A 22,414-nucleotide genomic window follows, 5' to 3' on the forward strand; every position below is an offset into this window, starting at 1 on the left:
TTCTTTACATGGGGATGCGCGTCGGCGCTTCAACTCAACCGTGTAAAATTTTGTCCATTATCCGGCCCGGCAGCAGGCGTTTTAACCAGCCGACGGCATGGGTGACCAGCGTCACCGGATAGCGCATTTTGGGATGGTCACTCTCAAAAGCATGGCGCACTTTGGCCACCACCGCCTCTGGCCCGAGGGTAAAACGTGCGGCGATGCCGGGGTTCTCGACCGGTTTATCTGCCTGCGTCTGGTTAACGTTTTCGGTAAAGCGGGTGCGGATCGGGCCGGGTTCAATCAGGCTGACCTTAATGCCGCTGTGGCGTAGCTCCATGCGAAGGGCGTCGGACCAGGCCTCCAGCGCATATTTGCTGGCGGCGTAGGCGCCGCGGCCCGGGGTGGAAATTAGCCCCATCACCGACGACGTCATCACGATGCGCCCTTCACCGTGCGGCAGCATCGCGGGGAGCAGACGCATGGTGAGCTGATGCACGCCGAAGAAGTTGGTCGAAAACTGCTTCTCCAGCGTTTCGCGGGAGAGGGTGTCCAGCGGGCCATACACGCCGTAACCGGCATTATTAAACAGGCCGTACAGACGATTACCGGTCAGTGCGATCACCTCATCTGCGGCGCGCTCAACGCTCTCCGGCGAGTCCATATCCAGCAGCACGCCGGTAAAGCCCAGACCGTTCATGCGTTCGACATCGTCGGGTTTGCGGCAGGCCGCCAGAACCCGAAACCCCTGGCGCTTTAATTCGAGCGCGCTTTCCAGGCCGATTCCGCTGGAACATCCTGTAATTAAGACCGATTTTTGCATAACTTTACCTGTCAGGATCTCCGCTTAATCAGGAGTCATGTTTAACTAAAGGAGCCAGCCGCGTTGCCATCCAGTCGGCAATAAACGGCTGCGCATCGCGATTGGGGTGGATCCCGTCGTCTTGCATCCACTGGGGTTTGAGATAGACCTCTTCCATGAAAAATGGCAGCAGCGGAATATCAAACTCTTTGGCAAGCTTGGGGTAGATCGCGCTAAAGGCCTCATTATACCGACGACCGTAGTTGGCGGGCAGGCGAATTTGCATCAGCAGCGGCTGGGCGTTTGCCGCCCTGATGTCCTGCAAAATGGTGCGCAGCGTATTCTCCGTTTGCTGAGGCTGGAAACCGCGCAGGCCATCATTACCGCCAAGCTCAACCAGCACCCACCGTGGCTGATGCTGTTTGAGCAGCGCAGGCAGGCGCGACAGCCCCTGCTGCGAGGTGTCGCCGCTGATGCTGGCGTTGATTACAGCCGTTTTGCTCTGCCATTTGTCATTGAGCAGAGCGGGCCAGGCCGCGCTGGCCGCCATACGATAGCCTGCGCTCAGGCTGTCGCCGAGAACCAGTAACGTGTCCGCTGCCGCCGCGCGGAAAGTCATCAGAATCAAAAACAGGAAGGGCAAATGCCAGCGGAAAACAGTGTTGAAGTTCATCATCTTAAGAAGTCCGTCGGTCAGGGGGAGCACGAGCTTTCCATCCTTACCGGAGTTGAACTCGTTGTCAAACGCGCTGAAACCATTGCGCTGATTGGCGAATCCGGTTCCGGTAAGTCCACGCTGCTGGCGATTTTAGCCGGTCTGGACGAAGGCAGCAGCGGTGAGGTCCACCTTGTCGGGCAGCCGCTGCATCAGCTTGATGAAGAGGCGCGGGCCGCGCTGCGCGCGCGTCACGTTGGTTTTGTCTTTCAGTCCTTTATGCTGATCCCGACCCTGAACGCCCTGGAAAACGTCGAGCTCCCTGCGCTGCTGCGCGGTGAAAATAGCCGTGAAAGTCGCGCTCACGCGAAGGCGCTGCTGGAACAGCTCGGTCTGGGGAAACGTCTCGACCATCTTCCCGCCCAGCTTTCCGGCGGTGAGCAGCAGCGCGTGGCGCTGGCCCGCGCGTTTAACGGCCGCCCTGAGGTGCTGTTTGCCGATGAGCCTACCGGCAACCTTGACCGTAAAACCGGAGACCGGATTGCCGACCTGCTGTTTTCGCTCAACCGCGAGCACGGCACTACGCTTATCCTCGTGACCCACGATCCGCAGCTCGCGGCGCGCTGCGACCGTCGCCTGCGGCTGGTCAACGGTGTTCTGCAGGAGGAAGCATGATTACCCGCTGGTTCTGGCGCGAGTGGCGCTCGCCCTCGCTGCTGATTGTCTGGCTGGCGCTCAGCCTGGCGGTGGCCTGCGTGCTGGCGCTCGGCAGCGTCAGTGACCGCATGGAAAAAGGGCTCAGCCAGCAGAGCCGGGAGTTTATGGCGGGTGACAGGGCGCTGGAAAGCTCCCGCCCCGTGCCGCCGGGCTGGATTGAAGCAGCGCGCAAAGAAGGGCTGAAGGTGGGGGAGCAGCTCACCTTCCAGACCATGACCTTCGCGGGCGACACGCCGCAGCTGGCGAGCGTCAAGGCCGTCGATGATATCTATCCGATGTACGGTGACTTGCAGACCCGCCCGCCGGGATTAAAGCCGACGCCCGGTACGGTGCTGCTGGCATCGCGTCTGATGGCGCTGCTGAACCTGAAACCCGGCGACAGTATCGACGTCGGTGACGCTACCCTCAGGATTGCCGGGGAAGTGGTACAGGAGCCCGACGGCGGATTTAACCCGTTCCAGCTTGCGCCGCGCCTGCTGATGAACACCGCGGATGTCGCGGCCACCCATGCGGTACAGCCGGGCAGCCGCGTTACCTGGCGCTATAAATTTGGCGGCACGCCCGCCCAGCTTGACGCCTATGAAAAATGGCTTCTGCCGCAGCTCAAACCGGAACACCGCTGGTACGGGCTGGAGCAGGACGAGGGGGCGCTCGGTAAATCTCTGGAGCGCTCTCAGCAGTTCCTGCTGCTGTCGGCCCTGTTGACCCTGCTGCTGGCGGTGGCGGCGGTGGCCGTGGCGATGGGGCACTACTGCCGCAGCCGCTACGACCTGGTGGCGATCCTCAAAACCCTCGGGGCGGGCCGGGCGCAGCTGCGCAAGCTGATCGTCGGCCAGTGGCTGATGCTGCTGGTCCTGTCGGCGCTGACCGGCGGAATAATGGGGCTGCTGTTTGAAAAACTGCTGATGGTGATGCTGAAATCGGTGCTCCCGGCCGCATTGCCGCCGGCCAGCCTCTGGCCGTGGTTGTGGGCGATGGGCGCGATGACGGTGATCTCGGTGCTGGTGGGGCTCCGGCCTTACCGCCTGCTGCTCGCCACGCAGCCGCTGCGCGTGCTTCGCAACGATGTCGTGGCGAACGTCTGGCCGCTGAAGTTCTACCTACCGGTGATTATTGCGGTGGCGGTGGGGCTGCTGGCGTGGCTGATGGGCGGCAGCACGCTGCTGTGGGCGGTGCTGGCCGGGGCGGTTGTGCTGGCGCTGCTGTGCGGCGTGCTGGGCTGGATACTGCTTAACCTCCTGAAAAGGGTGACGGTAAAATCCCTGCCCGTGCGCCTGGCGGTCAACCGTCTGCTGCACCAGCCCTGGTCTACGCTCAGCCAGCTGTCGGCGTTCTCGCTGTCGTTTATGCTGCTGGCGCTGCTGCTGGTGCTGCGCGGCGATCTGCTCGATCGCTGGCAGCAGCAGCTTCCGCCGGAAAGCCCGAACTATTTCCTGATCAATATCGCCCCTGAGCAGGTTACGCCGCTGAAGGGCTTCCTGGCGGAGCATCACATCATCCCTGAGTCGTTCTATCCCATCGTTCGCGCGCGTCTGACGCAGATCAACGGGCAGCCAACGGAGGGGAACAAGGACGAGTCGCTGAACCGCGAGCTGAACCTCACCTGGCAGGAGAAACGCCCTGACCACAATCCGATAACCGCCGGCACCTGGCCGCCGAAAGCGGGAGAAGTGTCGATGGAGGAGGGACTGGCGACGCGCCTGAACGTGAAGCTGGGAGACAGCGTTACCTTCACAGGGGATACCCAGGATTTCACCGCGAAAGTGACCAGCCTGCGTAAAGTGGACTGGGAAAGCCTGCGGCCCAACTTCTTCTTTATCTTCCCGCCGGGGGCGCTGGACGGGCAGCCCCAGAGCTGGCTGACCAGCTTCCGCTGGGAGAACGGCAACGGCATGCTGACCCAGCTTAACCGGGAGTTTCCGACGGTCAGCCTGCTGGATATTGGGGCGATCCTGAAGCAGGTGGGGCAGGTGCTGGAGCAGGTGAGCCGCGCGCTGGAGGTGATGGTGGTGCTGGTGACGATCTGCGGCGTGCTGTTGCTGCTGGCCCAGGTGCAGGTGGGCATGCGCCAGCGCCATCAGGAGCTGGTGGTATACCGCACGCTGGGGGCCGGTAAGCGGCTGCTGCGAATGACGCTCTGGAGCGAATTTGCGCTACTGGGGCTGGTGGCCGGTCTGGTGGCCGCCATTGGCGCAGAGACGGCGCTGGCGGTGCTGCAGACAAAGGTCTTCGACTTCCCGTGGGAGCCTGACTGGCGTCTTTGGTTGATCCTGCCTCTGTGCGGCGCTGCGCTACTTTCTCTCTGCGGAGGCTGGCTCGGCACGCGGCTGTTAAAGGGCAAAGCCCTGTTCCGTCAGTTTGCGAGTTGATTTAGTATGGTGATAATTACGCACCGGATTTTTATGCCGGTGCGTAGTGTTTAAATAGCACAAAGTGATAATACCCACTCATTTAGTAGCACAAAACATTAAAAACCCAACCACACAGCCCGATTATTTCCAGTTAATATTCACCCGCTAAATATTTAGCAGCGTGTCTATTAAGGAAAAATAATGACTATAAAAAAATCAGCGCTGGCGGCAACGATCGGCGCGGCAGTGGCATTAACGACCTTCGCTTCTCAGGCGGAAATCACCGTTCTTAAGCAGGATCCTCAGGCGGGTAACCCGCTGAGCCGCCTGAACTTCACCGTTGGCGGCAGTATTCGTCCTCAGTTCCAGAACATGACCGGCGACGACGGTAAAAACAGCTACAAGCGTAACGGCTTTGACGGCGGCACCCGTTTCCGTTTCGCTGCAGATTACTACCTGTTTGATGACATCAGCTGGATCAGCTACTACGAGCTGGGTGTGAACATTCCTGCGCAGTTTAACTGGGATCACCACTACGCCGAAGGCGCACACGACACCACGCGTCGTATGCTCTACACCGGTCTGAAGAGCGACACCTGGGGTACGCTGACCTTCGGTCAACAGAACAGCGTTTACTATGATGTGGTGGGCGCGAAAACCGATATCTGGGACTACGACATGATCGCTCAGGCGCCAGGTAACGGGATCAACGGCGACTACGACGGTTCTTACCGTTCACGCCAGATGCTGAAATATAAGAAAACCGTGGGCGATGCTGATATTTATGCATCCTACCTGTTTGAAGACAGTGAATACCTGCCGGGCAACGGCCTGCGCTACAAGCGTAAAGGCGGCGGTTCACTGGGCCTGGATTACCACCTGACTACCGACCTGACCTGGGGCGCCGCGTGGAACTACACCCGCGCCGACATGCGTAACCCGGACAACGGCGACAGCAAAACCTACGACCAGAATATCCTCGGTACCGCGCTGAGCTGGACCCCGGACAACTGGACCTTCTCCGCAGGCGGCGGCTGGTACCAGAACTTCCTGACCACCAAAAAAGTGTCTGTTAACGATTACTTTGCGGGCGACGCGTGGGGTATTGAGTACTTCGCAGGTTATAAATTCCCAATCGGTCAGTATGCGGTTAAATCCATCCAGCCTTACTTCATGGGTGACCGCATTGAGTACGTGAACGGCCGTAACTACCAGCGCATCGACAACGGCGTGGGTATTAGCTTCCAGCTGGATTACGGTTTCCGCGTGGATTACGAACACGTGTTCACCTCCAGCACCGACAACCTGGGCGACATGAACCTGGTGCGTCTGCGTTACGACTTCTAAGCCGTCTGTTCCCCGGTGGCGCTGCGCTTACCGGGGCTACAACAGTACGCGTAGGCCGGGTAAGGCGTAGCCGCCACCCGGCTTTATTTTTCAGCGATCAAGCCACTCAGCAATTTCTTCGTACGTCCCGCGATAGACAATCTTTTCCGCCTTTTTCTCCAGCTGATAGCCGTACATCGGGTCGTAATAGTCGTTCAGGAGCGGTACAAGCCAGCTGAAGTGCGCGTCCGTGCGGCCAGATCGTTGCTGTTCCAACAGCGCGGAATCTAACAGCGCGGTAAATTCCGCAAAGCGCTGCAGCCCCAGGCGGCGACGAATGGCGAACAGGCCGTGATGCAGGTACTGGCTGTATTCTTTCCAGCCTGCTTCCTCGCCGTAGGCGGCAGAAAAATCCGCCCACATATGGTCGAAATACTCTTCGCGCAGACGTTCAAGACGGATCTCAAACGGATCCTCTACCACCACGATAGGGGCTTCAACCATGCGGTCGCGCAGGCAGGCTGGCAGGTGATTAGAGCCAATCATCCGGCCTTCATCTTCCAGCACCCAGCGCGCGGCGTCTTTTTTCAATAGCTCAACCGCAAGGTGATTTTCAAAGCTGGCCTGGGAAAGCTGCGGCGTCAGCGTGCGACCAAACGATGAACCGCGATGGTGCGCCAGTCCTTCCAGATCGATACCCTGTGCATGCTGCTTCACCAGCAGGGTTTTACCGTTCCCGGTACAGCCGCCAATAAGCACCATCGGCTTTTGCGACTGCTCAATGGTCACCTGAATTGCCGTCTGGCGCAGGGCCTTATAGCCACCGCGGATCAGCGGGTAGTCGATACCCGCCTCTTTCAGCCAGGCCTGCGAGATATGCGAGCGCTGGCCGCCGCGCGCGCAGCAGAGAAAGCCCTCAGGATGGGCAAGGCTGGCCTCGCGCCAGGCGGTGATGCGGGCCTCACGCGTGTCGCCGCTCACCAGACGATGGCCGAGCGCCAGCGCGGCGTCTGGTCCCTGACGTTTATAACAGGTGCCGACGGCGGCGCGCTCGTCATCATTCATTAAAGGCAGGTTGACTGTCGCTGGCATCGCGCCCTGGGCAAATTCGATCGGCGCGCGAACGTCGATTAAAGGGGTATCGGACGCGAGGATCGCGCGATAGTCCATTCCATCGTTCATGGTTATTCCAGAAGAAAGCTAAGCAGCAATGGGCGGGAATTGTACGCCGGGGAAAGAGGAGGTCAACTCCCCGGCGGAGGGATAACTATTTAAGCTTTGACTGTGCCCAGACAATACCGCTCGCGTATTCCGGCGGCAGGAGCGGGATCATGGCTTCCAGCGTGGCGCTCAGACGGCCCGTGTCGCTGTCGTTGAGGTTCAGGTGGCCAACCTTACGACCCGGACGAACCTCTTTGTCATACCAGTGCAGATGCACCAGCGGCAGCTTCAGCCAGTCGTAGTTCAGATCGGTTCCGATCAGGTTGATCATCACCGACGGGCTGTTCACCACCGGCTGCGGCAGCGGCAGGTCGGTAATTGCGCGCAGGTGCAGCTCGAACTGGCTGATGGAGGCGCCGTTTTGCGTCCAGTGGCCGCTGTTGTGCACGCGCGGTGCCAGCTCGTTGATCAGCAGACCAGACGGGGTGATAAAGCACTCCATCGCCATCACACCCACGTACCCGAGCTCGTGCATGATGGCAGAGAGCATCTCTTCCGCCTGCGCCTGGTGGTCAGCATTGGCCTGCGGGAAGGCCACGCTGGTGCGCAGAATGCCGTCCTGATGGAGGTTATGCGTCAGCGGATAAAACACGGTATGCCCGTCATGACCGCGCGCGCCAACCAGCGACACTTCACCGCTAAAGTTGATGCCCTGCTCAACAATGCACTCGCCGTAGCAATCATCCGGCAGCTCGGCGGTGTCGCCTGCGCGCAGGCGCCACTGGCCGCGGCCGTCGTAGCCACCCACGCGGCGCTTCACGATCGCCAGTTCGCCCAGCATGGCGAAGACGTCGTTCCACTCGCTTTTATCAGACAGGAGCTGCCACGGTGCGGTTGCGAGGCCCAGCTTGTCGAAAAGTTGCTTTTGCGTCAGACGGTCGGCAATGATCGGGAATACGTCGCGGTTAACGAAGGCGTTATGACGCGCAAGCTCGCGGGTCAGGGCGGTCTCCGGCCAGCGTTCGATCTCAGCGGTAATGACGCTCTGGTGGAACGGTACCGCTTCCGGCTCGGCGTCCAGGCCGACGGGCCAGACGGAAATCGCCAGCGGTTCGCCAGCCTGACGCAGCATGCGGCCTAGCTGGCCGTTACCGAGAACGCAAACCTGCTTCATGCGGCACCCCGTGGGTCTGGATTGTCCAGCACCTCGTCGGTCTGGGCTTTACGCCACGCCGCCAGACGCTGGTGTAAGTCTTTATCGTGCGTCGCCAGGATCTGCGCGGCCAGCAGGGCGGCATTGGCGGCGCCCGCTTTACCAATCGCCAGCGTGCCGACGGGAATGCCACGCGGCATCTGAACGATGGAGTAGAGGCTGTCCACACCGCTTAACGCGGCGCTTTGTACCGGGACGCCCAGCACCGGCACCAGGGTTTTGGCGGCAATCATGCCCGGCAGATGTGCTGCGCCGCCCGCACCGGCAATGATCACCTCATAACCGTTCTCTTCGGCGCTTTCGGCGAAGCTGAACAGTTTGTCCGGTGTACGGTGCGCGGAGACCACTTCAACGTGGTGCGGAACATTCAGGATGTCAAAGATTTCGGCGGCGAACTGCATGGTAGCCCAGTCGCTTTTGGACCCCATCACGATGGCGACACGCGCCGGATTATTGCGGGAAGACATGCGTCTTAAAACTCCTGTGGTGCGAAACACACTGCTTTCGAGGGCACAGAGAATAGCATGTTATACGGGCAAGGAAAACGGTTGCGCGGTTAAATTTTGAGCCGTTGTTGCCATCAACTCATAACAAAACAGACCGCATTCTGGCGGTCTGTTTTTGTCGAAGGGCAATCATTATTTCGTCAGTTCTGCGGTCATATAGACGCGGTTGTCGACCTTCGCGCTGGTGATTTTGTAAGACGCGCCCTGTTCAGCAGCCTGTGCAGCGATTTTCGCTTCTGCGCGGTCAAGGGTAGAGGCGGTTGCACTCACGCTCTGCGCGAAAGAACCGAAAGAAACCAGGGAGAGAGCCGCAACTGCAACGAAAGTTTTGATGGATTTCATGGTCGTATTCCTTAAGTGTTTTGTCTGGGATAGGGCGTGTTGCCCTGATGTGATAAATAATAGGCCGACCACGGGCTGATTAAAATCGAAACAATTTGCCAATATTGTTCAAAAAAATAGAATGATATGAAGGGGGTTAAAACGGAAACGCGATCAGCTCCACGCCCTCAGGCGTGACTTTGACCATAGAGCCTTCGGTGTGCCAGGCACCCAACACCACGCGGTGTGCGGGCTGGCCGTTGGCGAGGAGGGAATGCACGTCAGGACGATGGGTATGACCGTGGATGAGCCACTGAACATCATGCTTTTCCATCACCCGCACGACCGCCTGTGGATTGACGTCCATGATGGTCATGGATTTGCTGCTGTTGGCGGCTTTACTGCCTGCGCGCATTCTGGCGGCGATGCGGTTGCGGATAAACAGCGGCAGGGCAAGGAACACTTTCTGGATCCACGGGGTGTGGACTTTGGCGCGAAACGCCAGGTAGCCGGTATCGTCGGTGCAGAGCGTGTCGCCGTGCATGATCAGCACCTTGCGGCCGTAGAGGTCGAGCACCTGTTCTTCCGGCAGCAGCGTCATGCCGCTTTCACGGGCGTAGCGCTTGCCGATCAGGAAATCACGGTTGCCGTGAATGAAGTAGCAGGGGACGCCCGAATCCACCAGCGCGTGAATGGCGGCGGCCATTTCACGGTGCAGCGGGTTAGGGTCATCGTCGCCAATCCAGGCTTCAAAGAGGTCGCCCAGGATGTACAGCGCATCGGCGCTTTTCGCTTCACCGCGTAAAAAACGCAGAAAACCGGCGGTTATCGCCGGTTCTTCTGTTTGCAGATGAAGATCCGCAATAAAGAGTGTCGCCACCAATTACTCGCTGACGGTCACGCTTGTAATCACAACGTCTTCTTTTGGAACGTCCTGGTGCATACCGCTGCGGCCAGTAGAGACGGCTTTGATCTTGTCAACTACGTCCATACCTTCAACCACTTCTGCGAATACGCAGTAGCCCCAACCCTGCAGGCTTTCGCCGGAGAAGTTCAGGAAGTCGTTGTCCGCCACGTTAATGAAGAACTGTGCAGTAGCAGAGTGAGGCGCCTGAGTACGTGCCATCGCCAGCGTGCCGCGAGTGTTTTTCAGGCCGTTGTTCGCTTCGTTCTTGATCGGCTCTTTAGTGGCTTTCTGGTTCATGCCAGGTTCGAAACCGCCGCCCTGGATCATAAAACCGTTGATCACGCGGTGGAAAATGGTGTTGTTGTAGAAACCTTCGCGGCAGTAGTCCAGGAAGTTTTTAACTGTTTCAGGCGCTTTGTCATCAAAGGTTTTGATTACGATATCGCCATGATTAGTGTGGAAAGTAACCATTTTTGCATCCTGTTCCGTTATTGTGGTACGTCGACCCGCCTTCGGGTCATCTATAGGGGCTTGTTATAGCATAACCACAGGATGCGATCACCTTGCATTGTGTGCTGCTTCGGGTTTGAATTACGGGTAGAATAGCCGGTTTTCAACCACACACGTGTTTACATGGAATCTTCGATGTTAAAAATCTTTAATACAATGACGCGCCAAAAAGAGGAATTTAAACCTATCCATGCCGGGGAAGTCGGCATGTACGTGTGTGGTATTACGGTTTACGATCTCTGTCACATTGGCCATGGCCGTACCTTTGTCGCCTTCGACGTGGTGTCACGCTACCTGCGTTTTCTGGGGTACAACCTGAAATACGTGCGCAACATCACCGACATCGACGATAAGATCATCAAGCGCGCGAATGAAAATGGCGAAAGCTTTGTCGCGCTGGTGGATCGCATGATCGCTGAGATGCACAAAGACTTCGACGCCCTGAATATTCTGCGTCCGGACAGCGAGCCGCGCGCGACCCACCATATTCACGAAATCATCGAGATCACCGAAAAGCTGATCGCCCGCGGTCATGCATATGTTGCCGACAACGGCGATGTGATGTTCTCCGTGCCGACGGACCCAACCTACGGTGCGCTTTCCCGTCAGGATCTGGATCAGCTCCAGGCCGGCGCCCGCGTTGACGTGGTTGACGTGAAGCGTAACCCGATGGACTTCGTGCTGTGGAAGATGTCCAAAGAGGGTGAGCCAAGCTGGCCATCCCCGTGGGGCGAAGGCCGTCCGGGCTGGCACATTGAATGTTCTGCGATGAACTGCAAGCAGTTGGGCAAACACTTCGACATTCACGGCGGCGGCTCAGACCTGATGTTCCCGCACCACGAAAACGAAATCGCGCAGTCCACCTGCGCCCACGGCGGCGAGTACGTAAATTACTGGATGCACTCCGGGATGGTAATGGTTGACCGCGAGAAGATGTCGAAATCGCTGGGTAACTTCTTTACCGTGCGCGACGTGCTGAAATACTACGATGCGGAAACCGTGCGCTACTTCCTGATGTCCGGCCACTATCGCAGCCAGCTGAACTACAGCGAAGAGAACCTGAAACAGGCGCGCTCGGCGCTGGAGCGTCTCTACACCGCGCTGCGCGGAACCGACAAGTCTGTTCCGGCGGCAGGCGGTGAAGCGTTCGAAGCACGCTTCGTTGAGGTGATGAACGACGACTTCAACACCCCGGAAGCCTACTCCGTGCTGTTCGACATGGCGCGCGAAGTGAACCGCCTGAAGTCAGAAGATATGGCCGCGGCGAATGCGCTGGCGTCCCATCTGCGTAAGCTCTCTGCCGTGCTTGGCCTGCTGGAGCAGGAGCCGGACGCGTTCCTGCAGAGCGGTGCGCAGGCGGATGACGGTGAAGTGGCGGAGATTGAAGCGTTGATCAAAGCGCGTCTGGAAGCGCGTCAGGCGAAGGACTGGGCGGCGGCAGATGCGGCGCGTAACCGTCTGACCGAGATGGGTATTATTCTGGAAGACGGCCCACAGGGCACTACCTGGCGCCGTAAGTAAGTCTGTAACGCCCGGTGGCGCTCACGCTTGCCGGGCCAACAGGCAAAAGTAGGCCGGGTAAGGCGCAGCCGCCACCCGGCTTTTTTTTACCTTCTTTTCCACCACAACATTCCCATCAGCACCACCCCCGGCAGCCACACCCACAGCAGTTCTGAAATAATCACCTGATGCCCGTACGGCGTGGTATAGCGTGAGAGCGCAAACGGCGCGACCTTAATCACCTGCCACGGCGCAAAGAAGCGTTCATCAGACCACGGCCACAGCCAGCCGACGCCTTTCCCGCCTGTGGTAATCGAATCCAGCAGGCTGTGCGACAGCAGTGACACGGTTAGAAACAGCCAGCACCGCGTCAGGCTGGTCCTGAACCATCGTCGTCCAGTCAGTACGCAAAGTATCGGCACCACGAAGGCAAACAGCAGGGAATGGGTAAAGCCGCGATGGCCGAAAACGTTGCCATACGCGACGCCGAACTTAAATGCCAGCACGTCGGCATCTGGCAGCATGGCGAGAACAATGCCGGCAAACAGCAGGCGGGGTGGGATAACTTTTGTCCCCAAGCCTAAGCCCAGGCAAAGCGGAACAGCAGCGTGTGTAATGACGGTAGGCATTGTGATTATCCATGGCAAATCATGGAAATATAGCAGTCATTTCGCACTAAAAAACCTGTGCGAAATTCTGATTTTACGCCGACTCGCGTGCGATAAGCTGCCCGGAAAGCGTAATGCGCTGGGTTTGCAGTGCCGGCTCCTTCAGCGTGCGAATAATCAGCCCGGCCGCCTGACGCCCCGTCTCTTCGCTGGCGGACGAAACGTAGGTAAACGAGGGTGAGGTGAGGTTAACGTGGAGCATATCTTCGAAACCGACCAGGGCGACCTGCTGCGTCAGAAACACATCTTTACCCACCGTACGCCCGACCTGATGAATACCGGAGATGGAGCCGATCATGGCATCCGGCGAGTGGCAGAGCAGGGCGGTGATGGTATTGTTTTTTTCCAGCAGCTGGCGGGTCGCGAAACCCGCTGCCAGCGTGTCATCGCTGCAGGCCGGAGAGTATTCATCGCGCCAGACCAGCCCGTTTTGCGCCATCGCGCTGCGAAAACCGAGCAGGCGCTGTTCGCGGATAAGGCAGCCTTCGCGTCCGCCAATGTAGGCGATATTACGATGACCGCGCTCGATAAGATAACGCACCGCCAGACTGGCCGCCTGTCGGTTATCGCGCATCACCAGATTGCATTTTTCATCCAGCAGCGACTGCGAGACCACCACCAGCGGCAGCGGGCAGTGGCGAATCTTTTCCGGGAGGGTGGCGGTGCGGGTATCCGAGGCCAGATAGATCACCCCTGCAACGCCCTGCTGCTTAAACGACAGCAGGCAGCGCTCAAGATGGTCATGGTCGTTCTGGGGCTGACCGAGAAAAACCATATACCCCTGTTTTTCAAGATCCTGAACGATGCTCGCCATCACCTTGATGGAGAAACTGTCGCTAAAGTCACGGAGGATCAGGCCAATCAGGTTGGAGGTATTGGCGCGAAGGTTGGCAGCGGCAACGTTATGAACATAGCCCAGGGTATTGATGGCAGCGTTGACCTTCTCGATCGTTGCCTCTGAGATTTTCCCTTTCTGGCGCAGCACCAGCGAGACGGTGGAAACCGACACGCCCGCGTGCTTCGCGACATCAATAATGCTGACTTTCTTCAAAACCGCTCCCTGAAATTTACCGATTATCAGCCAGATAAAACACGTCTCCCAGCGTACAGGAGACGTGTCGTTCAGGCATCTTATTATTTGCCGATCATGGTGGACATGGTCTGGGCGATAAACTGTGCTCTGGCACCGAAAATCACCTGAATACCGTTGTCGCCGACAAACACCACGCCGCGCGCGCCGAGCCCGTTCAGGCCGTCTTTATCCACCGCCTCGCTTTTTGTGACTTCCAGGCGAAGACGAGTGATACAGGCGCCGACGGAGTCGATGTTATGCGCGCCGCCCAGCAGGGTGATGATCTCGGTCGCGAGTTCAGAATCCGATTTCTCATCCGCGTTGGCGGTTACTTCGGTGCGGCCCGGCGTTTTCACGTCGAAACGACGGATCACAAAGCGGAACGTGAAGTAATAAATCAGGCCCATTGGAATGCCGATGATAATGGCGCTCAGGAAGTGGGTCTGGTAGCCGTTAAACGACGGCAGGATCCCGAATGACAGATAGTCGATAAAGCCCGCAGAGAACGACTTGGCGATATGCGCATGCAGCAGGTACATGGTCATGTAGGCCAGGCCCGCCATGATGGCGTTAAAGACGTACAGAATCGGTGCCACGAAGATAAAGGTAAACTCAACCGGTTCGGTGATCCCCGTCAGGAAGCAGGTGAGCGCCGCGGAGAACAGAATACCGGCCGCGATTTTTTTATTCTTCGTATGGGCTTCGTGATACATCGCCAGGCACGCCGCAGGCAGCGCGAACAGCATCAACGGGAATTCACCCTGCATGAACTTGCCGGCGTTCTGGTAGGTGTCGCTGCTGAAGGATTTCACCCCTTCTTCCAGCATCTTGAACCAGATGGTCTGGTCGCCGTGGATCACCTGGCCTGCCTGGGTGGTGTAATCCCCAAACGAATACCAGAACGACGGATACCAGATATGGTGCAGACCGAGCGGGATCAGCGCGCGTTCCACCAGACCGAAGATAAAGGTCGAGGCCGCCTGATTATCGCCGTTAACGACCACGGAGAGGGCGTCGATCCCGGCCTGGATATGCTGCCAGACATACGGCAGCAGCAGCCCCATCAGGAACGAGAGGAACGCCGTTGCAATCGCCACAAAGCGCTTGCCGGAGAAGAAGCCCAGGAATTCCGGAAGCTGCATGGTGTGGAAGCGGTTGTAGCACCAGGCCGCGAGAATACCGCAGATCAGGCCGCCGAAGACGCCCATCTGCAGCGTCGGAATGCCCACCACCATGGCGTATTTCCCGCCCTGGGAAGCCATTTCCGGCGTGATGCTCAGCACGGTGCTGATGGTGATATTGGTGACAAACACCGAGACCGCCGCAGACAGCGCGGCAATACCGGATTCTGACGCCAGGCCCACGGCAGAACCAATGGCAAATAGCATCGGCAGGTTATCAAAAATAACCCCGCCCGCGTTCATCATCAGCGGCAGATGGAACTTATCGCCAAAGGCCAGCAGCAGGCCCGCAGCGGGAAGCAGTGAAATTGGCAGCATTAAGGCGCGACCAATCATCGATAACTTAGACAGCGATTTAACAAACCCTGATATCAGACTCATGCTGATTTCCCCCGAGTAGCGCTTTTTTTGGCGCTGTTATTGTAAGTAGAACGTTTTAGTAGAACGTTCTACTTATCGTGGGCAAAGAGTGAAAAACGCGCAACTGAATTTTCACTTTTCAACAGATGAAATAGTGATTATTTGAAGTGGATCGATAAATAACCGTGATGGGTGTGAGGGGATGATGAGAGACATTGCCGGGTGGCGGCTTCGCCTTACCCGGCCTGGAAACGGAGTTCGGACTGTTCCCTCTCCCCGTTGGGGAGAGGATTAGGGTGAGGGGGCTCAGGCCGTAACGGTTACGCTCTGGCCTTCAAAGCTCACGGTCTGGCCCGCAACAATCTTGCAGCGCTTGCGGGTTTCCACCGCACCGTCCACTTTGACAAGCCCGTCGGCAATGGCAATTTTCGCCTGCGCACCGCTTTCGCTCCAGCCTTCCAGCTTGAGCAGATCGCACAGCTCAACGTGCGGGTGTTTGCCTAATGAAAATGTGGCCATCTTACGCGTCCTCTACGTCGTGATATTCTTCGCATGCCTGCAGGGTATTCTGAATCAGCGTTGCGACGGTCATCGGGCCTACGCCGCCCGGTACTGGGGTAATGTACGAGGCACGCGCGGCGGCATCTTCATACACCACGTCGCCGACCACTTTGCCGTTTTCCAGACGGTTAATCCCGACGTCCACGACAATCGCACCTTCTTTAATCCACTCGCCCGGAATAAAGCCCGGCTTACCGACCGCGACGATCAGCAGATCGGCGTTCTCAACGTGGTGGCGCAGGTTTTTGGTGAAGCGGTGGGTAACGGTGGTGGTGCAGCCGGCCAGCAGCAGCTCCATGCTCATCGGACGGCCCACGATGTTGGACGCGCCAATGACCACGGCGTTCAGGCCGTAAGTATCGATGTTATAACGCTCCAGCAGCGTCACAATACCGCGCGGCGTGCACGGACGCAGACGCGGCGCACGCTGGCACAGGCGGCCCACGTTGTACGGATGGAAACCGTCCACGTCTTTATCCGGTGCGATACGCTCCAGCACCTTCACGTTGTCGATACCGGCTGGCAGCGGCAGCTGAACCAGAATACCGTCGATCTCTTTATCGGCATTCAGAGTGTCAATAAGTTCCAGCAGTTCTGCTTCGCTGGTGGTTTCCGGCAAATCGTAAGAGCGGGAGACGAAGCCGACCTCTTCACACGCTTTGCGCTTGCTGCCGACATAAATCTGCGATGCCGGGTTACTGCCAACCAGCACAACGGCCAGCCCGGGGGCGCGTTTTCCGGCGGCTTTACGCGCCTTCACTTTTTCCGCGACCTCAGAGCGCACCTGCTGCGCAATCGTTTTACCGTCAATAATCTTTGCTGCCATCAGAGAGAAGATTCCGTCTGTAACGTTCGAAAAGGGGGGATGCGTGTATTTTGTCAGAAGCGAGCCTCGCTGTCAGTCACCCTTTGCGCGTTTTTATCAGCAAGCCGCAAAAACCCTTCTTAAGGGATGGTCAATTTCTTAGGCGGGATTAGGATGTGACCTGGCGAAATGGCAGCGTTTTGACATATTTAAAAATCGCCTCCTGAGCTACTTTGTCTCCTCCGAAATAAGCTTTCAATTCATCAATTGAACGTATTTCTTATTCCCGATTATTCGCGGGAAGGGTTATTTACATTTTAAAGGAATAGACATGAAACTCAGCAACATTGCTTCTACTGTTATTGCAACTTTGGCCCTGGTTGCGGGTGCCGCAAATGCCGCAGATCCTGCTGCCCCGGTTTCCGTAAATGGCGGTACCGTACATTTTAAAGGTGAGCTGGTTAATGCGGCTTGTTCAGTCAATACTGATTCTTCCGAGCAGACCGTTAATCTGGGTCAGTATCGTACCGCGAAATTCACCAAAGTGGGCGACACCACCTCTAATATTCCGTTCAACATTGAACTGAACGATTGCGATCCGCTGGTCGCCAAAACCGCAGCCGTTGCGTTCACCGGTCAGATCGACCCAACCGACAAAACCCTGCTGGCCGTCACCTCCGGCAGCAACGACAACACCGCGAAAGGCGTGGGTATCGAGATCCTCGACAGCAAATCCAGCGTTCTGACCCCAGACGGTGCGACCTTCTCTGCTGCGCAGACGCTGATCGAAGGGACAAACACCCTGAAGTTCACCGCGCGTTATAAATCAACGGCTGCGACTACCGAGCCAGGCCAGGCGAACGCTGACGCCACCTTCGTAATGAAATACGAATAATTCCTCCGCACAGGGATGTTCAGGCCTCAGGGACGAGGCCCGTCATACGCTATTGCCAGGAACGAAGGATGACAAGGACAGGAACACTACTGCTGTTAACCCTTGCGATGGCTTGCCCGGCATCGGCGCATACCGTGGTGATCGAAGGCGGCAAGGTTCATCTCCGCGGTGAACTGGTGAACGGCGGCTGCGCCGTGGCGCCCGACAGTCAGAACATGCGCATCGATATGGGGCAGTACCGAACCAACTCATTTTCCGGCGTGGGCAGTTTTTCCACGGTGAATGTGCCGTTCACCGTGCGGTTGCTGGACTGCAGCGTTGATGTTTCGCGCACCGTGGGGATCCAGTTTCAGGGCGTCACACCCGCAGAGGATCCGCAGGTCTTTCTGGCGACATCGCGGCCAGGTGAAACGCCTGTCAGCAGCGGCGTCGGGCTGGCGCTCTTTGACGAACAGCAACGTCAGATTATCCCGAATGCCACGGCCGTCAGCTGGCTGCCGATCGATACCCGCGAGCTGGCGTTCCATTTTAGCGCCCGCTATCGGGCTATTTCCGAACACCTCGAGCCAGGCAAAATTCAGTCGGATGTCTGGTTTACGTTGATTTATCCATAACACCTGCGAACACATTATTAAAGGTACGGTTGTGATGAATACCCTAATTAAACCAGGACTTTTTTTATCGTTTATTTTAATGATGGTTTCTGCCTGCGCGAATGCATCCGGCGGTATTGCGCTGGGAGCCACCCGCGTTATTTATCCCGCAGAGGCGAAGCAAACGTCGCTGGCAATCACCAACAGCAATAAACAGGAACGCTATTTAATTAACGCGTGGATTGAAAATGCGAACGGGCAAAAAGAAAAAACGTTTGCCGTCACGCCGCCCCTGTTTGTTAGCGAGCCGGACAGTGAGAACACGCTGCGCATTATTTACGCCGGTCCTGCGCTGCCTGCCGACCGTGAATCGCTGTTTTACATGAACGTGAAAGCGATCCCGTCAGTGAACAAAGCCAAAACGGAAAACAATAACGTGCTGCAGCTGGCTATTCTCTCGCGCATCAAGCTGTTTGTGCGACCGAACAACCTGGCGATGCAGCCGGAAGAGGCGCTTTCCCAGCTGCGGTTTGAGCGCGCGGGTAACCATCTCAAAGTCAGCAACGCGTCTCCGTATTACATCACCCTCGTCAATCTTAAGCTGGGCGGTCAGACGCTGGATAACCTGATGGTGGCGCCGAAAAGCGCGGCACAGCAGGTGCTGCCAGCCGGTGCCGGCGGCACGCTCTCCTGGCAGAGCGTGAATGACTACGGTGCCATCACGCCGGCGCGTAGCGTCAACCTGTGAGCAGAGTCAGGGCGATGAAAAACCATCAGGGACGTTACTGCCCGGTTGCGCTGGCGCTGATGGCTGCGCTCTGGCCGCAGGCTGGCTGGAGCGAAAGCTATTTCAACCCGGCCTTCCTGTCCGACGACACCGCCAGCGTGGCGGATTTGTCGCGTTTTGAACAAGGGCACCAGCAGGCACCCGGCGTTTATCGCGTGGATATCTGGCGTAACGATGAATTTATCGGAACTCAGGACGTGCGTTTTGAGCAGGCTGAGAACACGCCGCCGGTGGCGGGCGGGTTATCGCCGTGTATTACGCGGGCGATGCTCGACCGCTTTGGCGTCAACGTCGCGGCGTTTCCCGAGCTGGCTCAGGTCCAGGGCGAGACCTGCGTCCCGTTGACCACGGCCATTCCCGGCAGCGAAACGGTATTCAACTTTGCCTCACAGCGTTTGAACGTCAGCCTGCCGCAGGTGGCATTACAGAACAGCGCCCGGGGCTACATTCCGCCTGAACAGTGGGATGAGGGCATTCCCGCCGCGCTGCTGAACTACAGCTTCTCCGGCAACCGGGGCAGCGAAGACGACAGCTATTATCTCAACCTGCAGAGCGGTCTGAACTATGGCGCCTGGCGCTTGCGTAACAACGGCGCATGGCGATACACGCAGACCAACGGGCAGCGACACAGCGAGTGGCAGAATATTGGCACCTGGGCACAGCGCACCGTGATCCCGCTGAAAAGCGAACTGGTCCTGGGCGACAGCAATACCGGCAATGACGTCTTCGACAGCATGGGGTTCCGCGGCGGACGGCTCTTCTCGTCTGACAGCATGTATCCGGACAGCCTGCAGGGCTACGCGCCCACCGTGCGCGGGATCGCACGTACGCCCGCCAAAGTGGTGGTCCGTCAGAATGGCTACGTGATCTATCAAAGCTATGTGCAGCCGGGCGCCTTTGCGATTACCGATCTCAACCCCACCTCTTCAAGCGGTGACCTGGAAGTGACGGTGGAAGAGAAAGACGGCAGCCAGCAGCGCTATACCGTGCCGTACTCCACCGTGCCGCTTCTGCAACGTGAAGGGCGCTGGAAGTATGACCTCGTCGCGGGGGATTACCGCAGCGGTAACAGCGATCAGGACACGCCGTTCTTCACCCAGGGCACCCTGATTACCGGACTTGCCAACGGCTTTACGCTCTACGGCGGAACGCAGCTGGCCTCACGCTATACCGCGGTCGCCGTCGGGGCCGGAAAAAACCTGGGCGACTGGGGCGCGGTTTCGCTCGATATCACCCACGCCCGCAGCCAGCTCGCGGACGACAGCAAGCATGAAGGACAGTCCCTGCGCTTCCTCTATGCGAAATCCCTTAACGGTTTCGGCACCAACTTCCAGCTGCTGGGCTACCGCTACTCCACAAAAGGATTTTACACCCTGGACGATGTGGCCTGGCGCTCAATGGAAGGCTATCAGTATGCCGACAGCCAGGATAATGACGGCGTGCCGGACGTGCAGAGTTATCACAACCTGACGTGGAATAAAAAAGGCCGCTTCCAGCTCAACGTATCTCAGTCTCTGGGGGACTACGGCTCGATCTATATCTCCGGCAGCGAGCAGACCTACTGGGGAACCGACGAGTCGAACCTCTGGTACCAGCTGGGCTATGCGGGGGGCGTGAAGGGGATCAACTACTCCGTTTCGTGGTCGTGGAACAAATCCGTCGGGATCGACGGAACCGACCGGATCGCGTCGTTTAACGTCTCCGTGCCGTTCAGTATCTTTACTCGCCAGGGCTATCGCCGGGACAGCGCGATTGACCGCGCCTATGCCACGGCATCTGCCAGCCGGAACAGCGATGGTGACACGAGCTGGCAAACCGGCGTCAGCGGCACGCTGCTGGAGGACCGCAACCTGAACTACAGCGTGACCCAGGGACACACCAGCACCAACGGCGCAAGCGGAAGCGCCAGCGCCAACTGGCAGGCGACCTACGGCACGTTGGGCGTGGGCTACAACTACAGCGACGATCAGCACGATCTTAACTGGCAGCTCTCCGGCGGGGTCGTCGGTCATGCCGACGGCGTGACCTTCAGCCAGCCGCTGGGCGACACCAACGTGTTGATCAAAGCCCCGGGGGCATCCGGCGTCAGCGTGGAAAACCAGACCGGCGTGAGAACCGACTGGCGAGGCTATGCGGTGATGCCGTATGCCACCGTCTACCGCTATAACCGCGTGGCGCTGGATACCAACACCATGAGCAACAACACCGACATCGAAAACAACGTGAGTAGCGTGGTGCCGACCAAAGGCGCGCTGGTGCGCGCCAGCTTTGATACCCGCATTGGCGTGCGCGCCCTGCTGACGGTGATGCGCGGTAACCAGCCCGTGCCGTTCGGCGCAGTGGTCCGTGAGACCCGGAGCGGTGTCACCAGCATGGTGGGGGACGACGGGCAAATTTACCTGAGCGGGCTGCCGCTGGAAGGCGAACTGCTGATCCAGTGGGGCGACGGGGCAAAGTCCCAGTGTCGCGCGCCTTACAGCTTGCCTGAAAAGAGCCTGCAACAGGCAATCACACTGAAGGGGATTCGCTGTGAATAAAACCCACATCTTTGCCTTGTCGCTTCTGGCGTTACTGCCTGCGACAAACGCATTCGCTACCGTGTGCGTCAATGAAAAGGGCGTGCCGACGGAGGTGCATTACGACCTGACGGATAAATTCAATAGCTCGAATAACCAGATTGGACAGGTCGTGACGCTCAGCGAGAAGTCGCAGTGGGTAGGGGTGAATGCCGTCTGCCCGAAGGGCACCGTCGGGAATACCACCAAGCGTAGCTATGTGACCGACTACCCGGTAACGGGAACGAGCGATGGCTATCAGTATCTGAAGCTTAACGACTATCTGGACGGGGCCATGAAAATCACGGACAGCTATGCTGGCGTGTTTTATCCGCCTAAAAACTATATCCAGATGGGGAGCCACCCTAACGTCTCGAAAAACAAACCGTTTGGCGTGCAGGACTCCAGCCTTGTCTTCCGCCTTAAGGTGACCCGGCGTTTTATTAACATGGTCGTGATCCCGCGCGCCACCATGTTCCGCGTTTACGTCACTACCACCTCCTCCGATCCGCTCACCACGCCGGTCTATACCATTAGCTACAGCGGAACCATTCAGGTGCCGCAAAGCTGCGCCATCAATGCCGGTAACGTGGTGGAGTTTGATTTCGGTGACATTGGTGCCTCCCTGTTCAGCAAGGCGGGTGTAGGTAACAAACCGGAGGGCGTCTCATCGCAAAGCAAAACCATTGCGATCAAATGCACCAACGTGGAGGCGAACGCCATGCTGACGATGCGCGTTGAGGCGGAAAAAGTCTCTGATAATGTGCTGGTGTCGGATAACCCGGACGTCGGGTTTATCATCGCTAACGAGAGCGGGGCGCCGCTGACGCCTAACAACCTGACAAGCAAAATTCCGTTCCGCCTCGACGATAGCGCGCAGGCACAGGTGGGGATCCGGGTCTGGCCGGTGAGCGTGACGGGCAATAAGCCAGCGGAAGGGCGTTTTACCTCGCGCGGGTATCTGCGTGTGGATTACGACTAAGGAG

General features: G+C 58.0%; 22 protein-coding genes. 9 read left to right on the plus strand and 13 right to left on the minus strand.

The features are described 5' to 3' along the window. Positions 1 to 34: 34 nt before the first annotated feature. Complete coding sequence (locus BFG58_RS18295) at positions 35 to 805, minus strand: SDR family oxidoreductase (RefSeq protein WP_048225946.1); 771 nt, start codon at positions 803 to 805, stop codon at positions 35 to 37. A gap of 28 nt (positions 806 to 833) precedes the next feature. Then, positions 834 to 1,457 carry a multifunctional acyl-CoA thioesterase I/protease I/lysophospholipase L1 gene (gene tesA / locus BFG58_RS18300; RefSeq protein WP_028015818.1) on the minus strand — a complete coding sequence of 208 codons (624 nt, stop codon included), beginning with the start codon at positions 1,455 to 1,457 and terminating at the stop codon, positions 834 to 836. Here tesA and ybbA point away from each other — a divergent pair. The 3 genes from ybbA to BFG58_RS18315 all read left to right on the plus strand — a co-directional run bounded on the left by ybbA (position 1,428) and on the right by BFG58_RS18315 (position 5,854). Then, positions 1,428 to 2,114, plus strand: a complete 687-nt coding sequence (gene ybbA / locus BFG58_RS18305) for a putative ABC transporter ATP-binding protein YbbA (RefSeq protein WP_069720252.1) — start codon at positions 1,428 to 1,430, stop codon at positions 2,112 to 2,114. The genes tesA and ybbA overlap by 30 nt on opposite strands. Next, on the plus strand, positions 2,111 to 4,525 hold the full coding sequence (ybbP, locus tag BFG58_RS18310; protein WP_069720253.1) for a putative ABC transporter permease subunit YbbP: 2,415 nt from the start codon (positions 2,111 to 2,113) through the stop codon (positions 4,523 to 4,525). Before ybbA ends, ybbP begins: the two co-directional genes overlap by 4 nt. Before the next feature lie 183 nt (positions 4,526 to 4,708). Continuing rightward, positions 4,709 to 5,854, plus strand: a complete 1,146-nt coding sequence (locus BFG58_RS18315) for a porin (RefSeq protein ID WP_048030137.1) — start codon at positions 4,709 to 4,711, stop codon at positions 5,852 to 5,854. Between the two features lie 90 nt (positions 5,855 to 5,944). Here BFG58_RS18315 and mnmH read toward each other — a convergent pair whose 3' ends face one another. From mnmH to ppiB, 6 genes are all read right to left on the minus strand, one after another. Beyond that, positions 5,945 to 7,015: a tRNA 2-selenouridine(34) synthase MnmH gene (gene mnmH, locus BFG58_RS18320; RefSeq protein ID WP_069720254.1), complete on the minus strand. Its 1,071-nt coding sequence runs from the start codon at positions 7,013 to 7,015 to the stop codon at positions 5,945 to 5,947. 85 nt (positions 7,016 to 7,100) lie between these two features. Next, on the minus strand, positions 7,101 to 8,168 hold the full coding sequence (purK, locus tag BFG58_RS18325; protein WP_048030139.1) for a 5-(carboxyamino)imidazole ribonucleotide synthase: 1,068 nt from the start codon (positions 8,166 to 8,168) through the stop codon (positions 7,101 to 7,103). After that, positions 8,165 to 8,674 (minus strand): 5-(carboxyamino)imidazole ribonucleotide mutase, encoded by a 510-nt coding sequence (gene purE / locus BFG58_RS18330; RefSeq protein ID WP_023616863.1) that lies wholly within the window; start codon positions 8,672 to 8,674, stop codon positions 8,165 to 8,167. The genes purK and purE overlap by 4 nt, the downstream gene beginning before the upstream one ends. 171 nt (positions 8,675 to 8,845) lie before the next feature. After that, complete coding sequence (locus BFG58_RS18335; RefSeq protein WP_008499325.1) at positions 8,846 to 9,055, minus strand: YdgH/BhsA/McbA-like domain containing protein; 210 nt, start codon at positions 9,053 to 9,055, stop codon at positions 8,846 to 8,848. Between the two features lie 136 nt (positions 9,056 to 9,191). Further along, complete coding sequence (lpxH, locus tag BFG58_RS18340) at positions 9,192 to 9,914, minus strand: UDP-2,3-diacylglucosamine diphosphatase (protein WP_069720330.1); 723 nt, start codon at positions 9,912 to 9,914, stop codon at positions 9,192 to 9,194. Positions 9,915 to 9,917: 3 nt separating this feature from the next. Next, positions 9,918 to 10,412, minus strand: a complete 495-nt coding sequence (ppiB, locus tag BFG58_RS18345) for a peptidylprolyl isomerase B (RefSeq protein WP_008499327.1) — start codon at positions 10,410 to 10,412, stop codon at positions 9,918 to 9,920. 174 nt (positions 10,413 to 10,586) lie between these two features. Here ppiB and cysS point away from each other — a divergent pair, with 174 nt between their 5' ends. Continuing rightward, positions 10,587 to 11,972 carry a cysteine--tRNA ligase gene (gene cysS / locus BFG58_RS18350; RefSeq protein WP_045909729.1) on the plus strand — a complete coding sequence of 462 codons (1,386 nt, stop codon included), beginning with the start codon at positions 10,587 to 10,589 and terminating at the stop codon, positions 11,970 to 11,972. Positions 11,973 to 12,058: 86 nt separating this feature from the next. Here the strand turns inward: cysS and BFG58_RS18355 are convergent, their stop codons facing one another. The 5 genes from BFG58_RS18355 to folD form a co-directional block, all read right to left on the minus strand. Further along, positions 12,059 to 12,580 carry a metal-dependent hydrolase gene (locus BFG58_RS18355; RefSeq protein WP_045909728.1) on the minus strand — a complete coding sequence of 174 codons (522 nt, stop codon included), beginning with the start codon at positions 12,578 to 12,580 and terminating at the stop codon, positions 12,059 to 12,061. 73 nt (positions 12,581 to 12,653) lie between these two features. Further along, on the minus strand, positions 12,654 to 13,670 hold the full coding sequence (gene malI / locus BFG58_RS18360; protein ID WP_069720255.1) for a Mal regulon transcriptional regulator MalI: 1,017 nt from the start codon (positions 13,668 to 13,670) through the stop codon (positions 12,654 to 12,656). 83 nt (positions 13,671 to 13,753) lie between these two features. Next, positions 13,754 to 15,253, minus strand: a complete 1,500-nt coding sequence (locus BFG58_RS18365) for a PTS transporter subunit EIIC (RefSeq protein WP_045909726.1) — start codon at positions 15,251 to 15,253, stop codon at positions 13,754 to 13,756. Between the two features lie 285 nt (positions 15,254 to 15,538). Then, positions 15,539 to 15,751, minus strand: coding sequence for a ribosome-associated protein YbcJ (gene ybcJ / locus BFG58_RS18370; protein WP_004143016.1), 213 nt, complete (start codon positions 15,749 to 15,751; stop codon positions 15,539 to 15,541). 1 nt (position 15,752) lies between these two features. Next, entirely contained in the window at positions 15,753 to 16,619 is an 867-nt protein-coding gene (folD, locus tag BFG58_RS18375) for a bifunctional methylenetetrahydrofolate dehydrogenase/methenyltetrahydrofolate cyclohydrolase FolD (protein ID WP_008499332.1), read from the minus strand. Between the two features lie 310 nt (positions 16,620 to 16,929). Here folD and fimA point away from each other — a divergent pair, with 310 nt between their 5' ends. The 5 genes from fimA to fimH all read left to right on the plus strand — a co-directional run bounded on the left by fimA (position 16,930) and on the right by fimH (position 22,410). Beyond that, the gene (fimA, locus tag BFG58_RS18380; protein WP_008499333.1) at positions 16,930 to 17,493 is read left to right on the plus strand and encodes a type 1 fimbrial major subunit FimA; all 564 of its coding nucleotides are present in this window, start codon (positions 16,930 to 16,932) and stop codon (positions 17,491 to 17,493) included. Positions 17,494 to 17,561: 68 nt separating this feature from the next. Then, positions 17,562 to 18,107, plus strand: coding sequence for a type 1 fimbrial protein subunit FimI (gene fimI / locus BFG58_RS18385; RefSeq protein ID WP_023310642.1), 546 nt, complete (start codon positions 17,562 to 17,564; stop codon positions 18,105 to 18,107). Positions 18,108 to 18,141: 34 nt separating this feature from the next. Continuing rightward, positions 18,142 to 18,834 (plus strand): type 1 fimbria chaperone FimC, encoded by a 693-nt coding sequence (gene fimC / locus BFG58_RS18390; protein ID WP_063621032.1) that lies wholly within the window; start codon positions 18,142 to 18,144, stop codon positions 18,832 to 18,834. Between the two features lie 14 nt (positions 18,835 to 18,848). Then, complete coding sequence (locus tag BFG58_RS18395) at positions 18,849 to 21,410, plus strand: fimbrial biogenesis usher protein (protein ID WP_069720256.1); 2,562 nt, start codon at positions 18,849 to 18,851, stop codon at positions 21,408 to 21,410. Further along, positions 21,403 to 22,410: a type 1 fimbria D-mannose specific adhesin FimH gene (gene fimH, locus BFG58_RS18400; protein WP_045909723.1), complete on the plus strand. Its 1,008-nt coding sequence runs from the start codon at positions 21,403 to 21,405 to the stop codon at positions 22,408 to 22,410. Before BFG58_RS18395 ends, fimH begins: the two co-directional genes overlap by 8 nt. Positions 22,411 to 22,414 lie beyond the last annotated feature (4 nt).

The sequence above is a fragment of the Enterobacter sp. ku-bf2 genome (genome assembly GCF_001742765.1).
Taxonomy (GTDB): Bacteria; Pseudomonadota; Gammaproteobacteria; order Enterobacterales; family Enterobacteriaceae; genus Enterobacter; species Enterobacter quasiroggenkampii.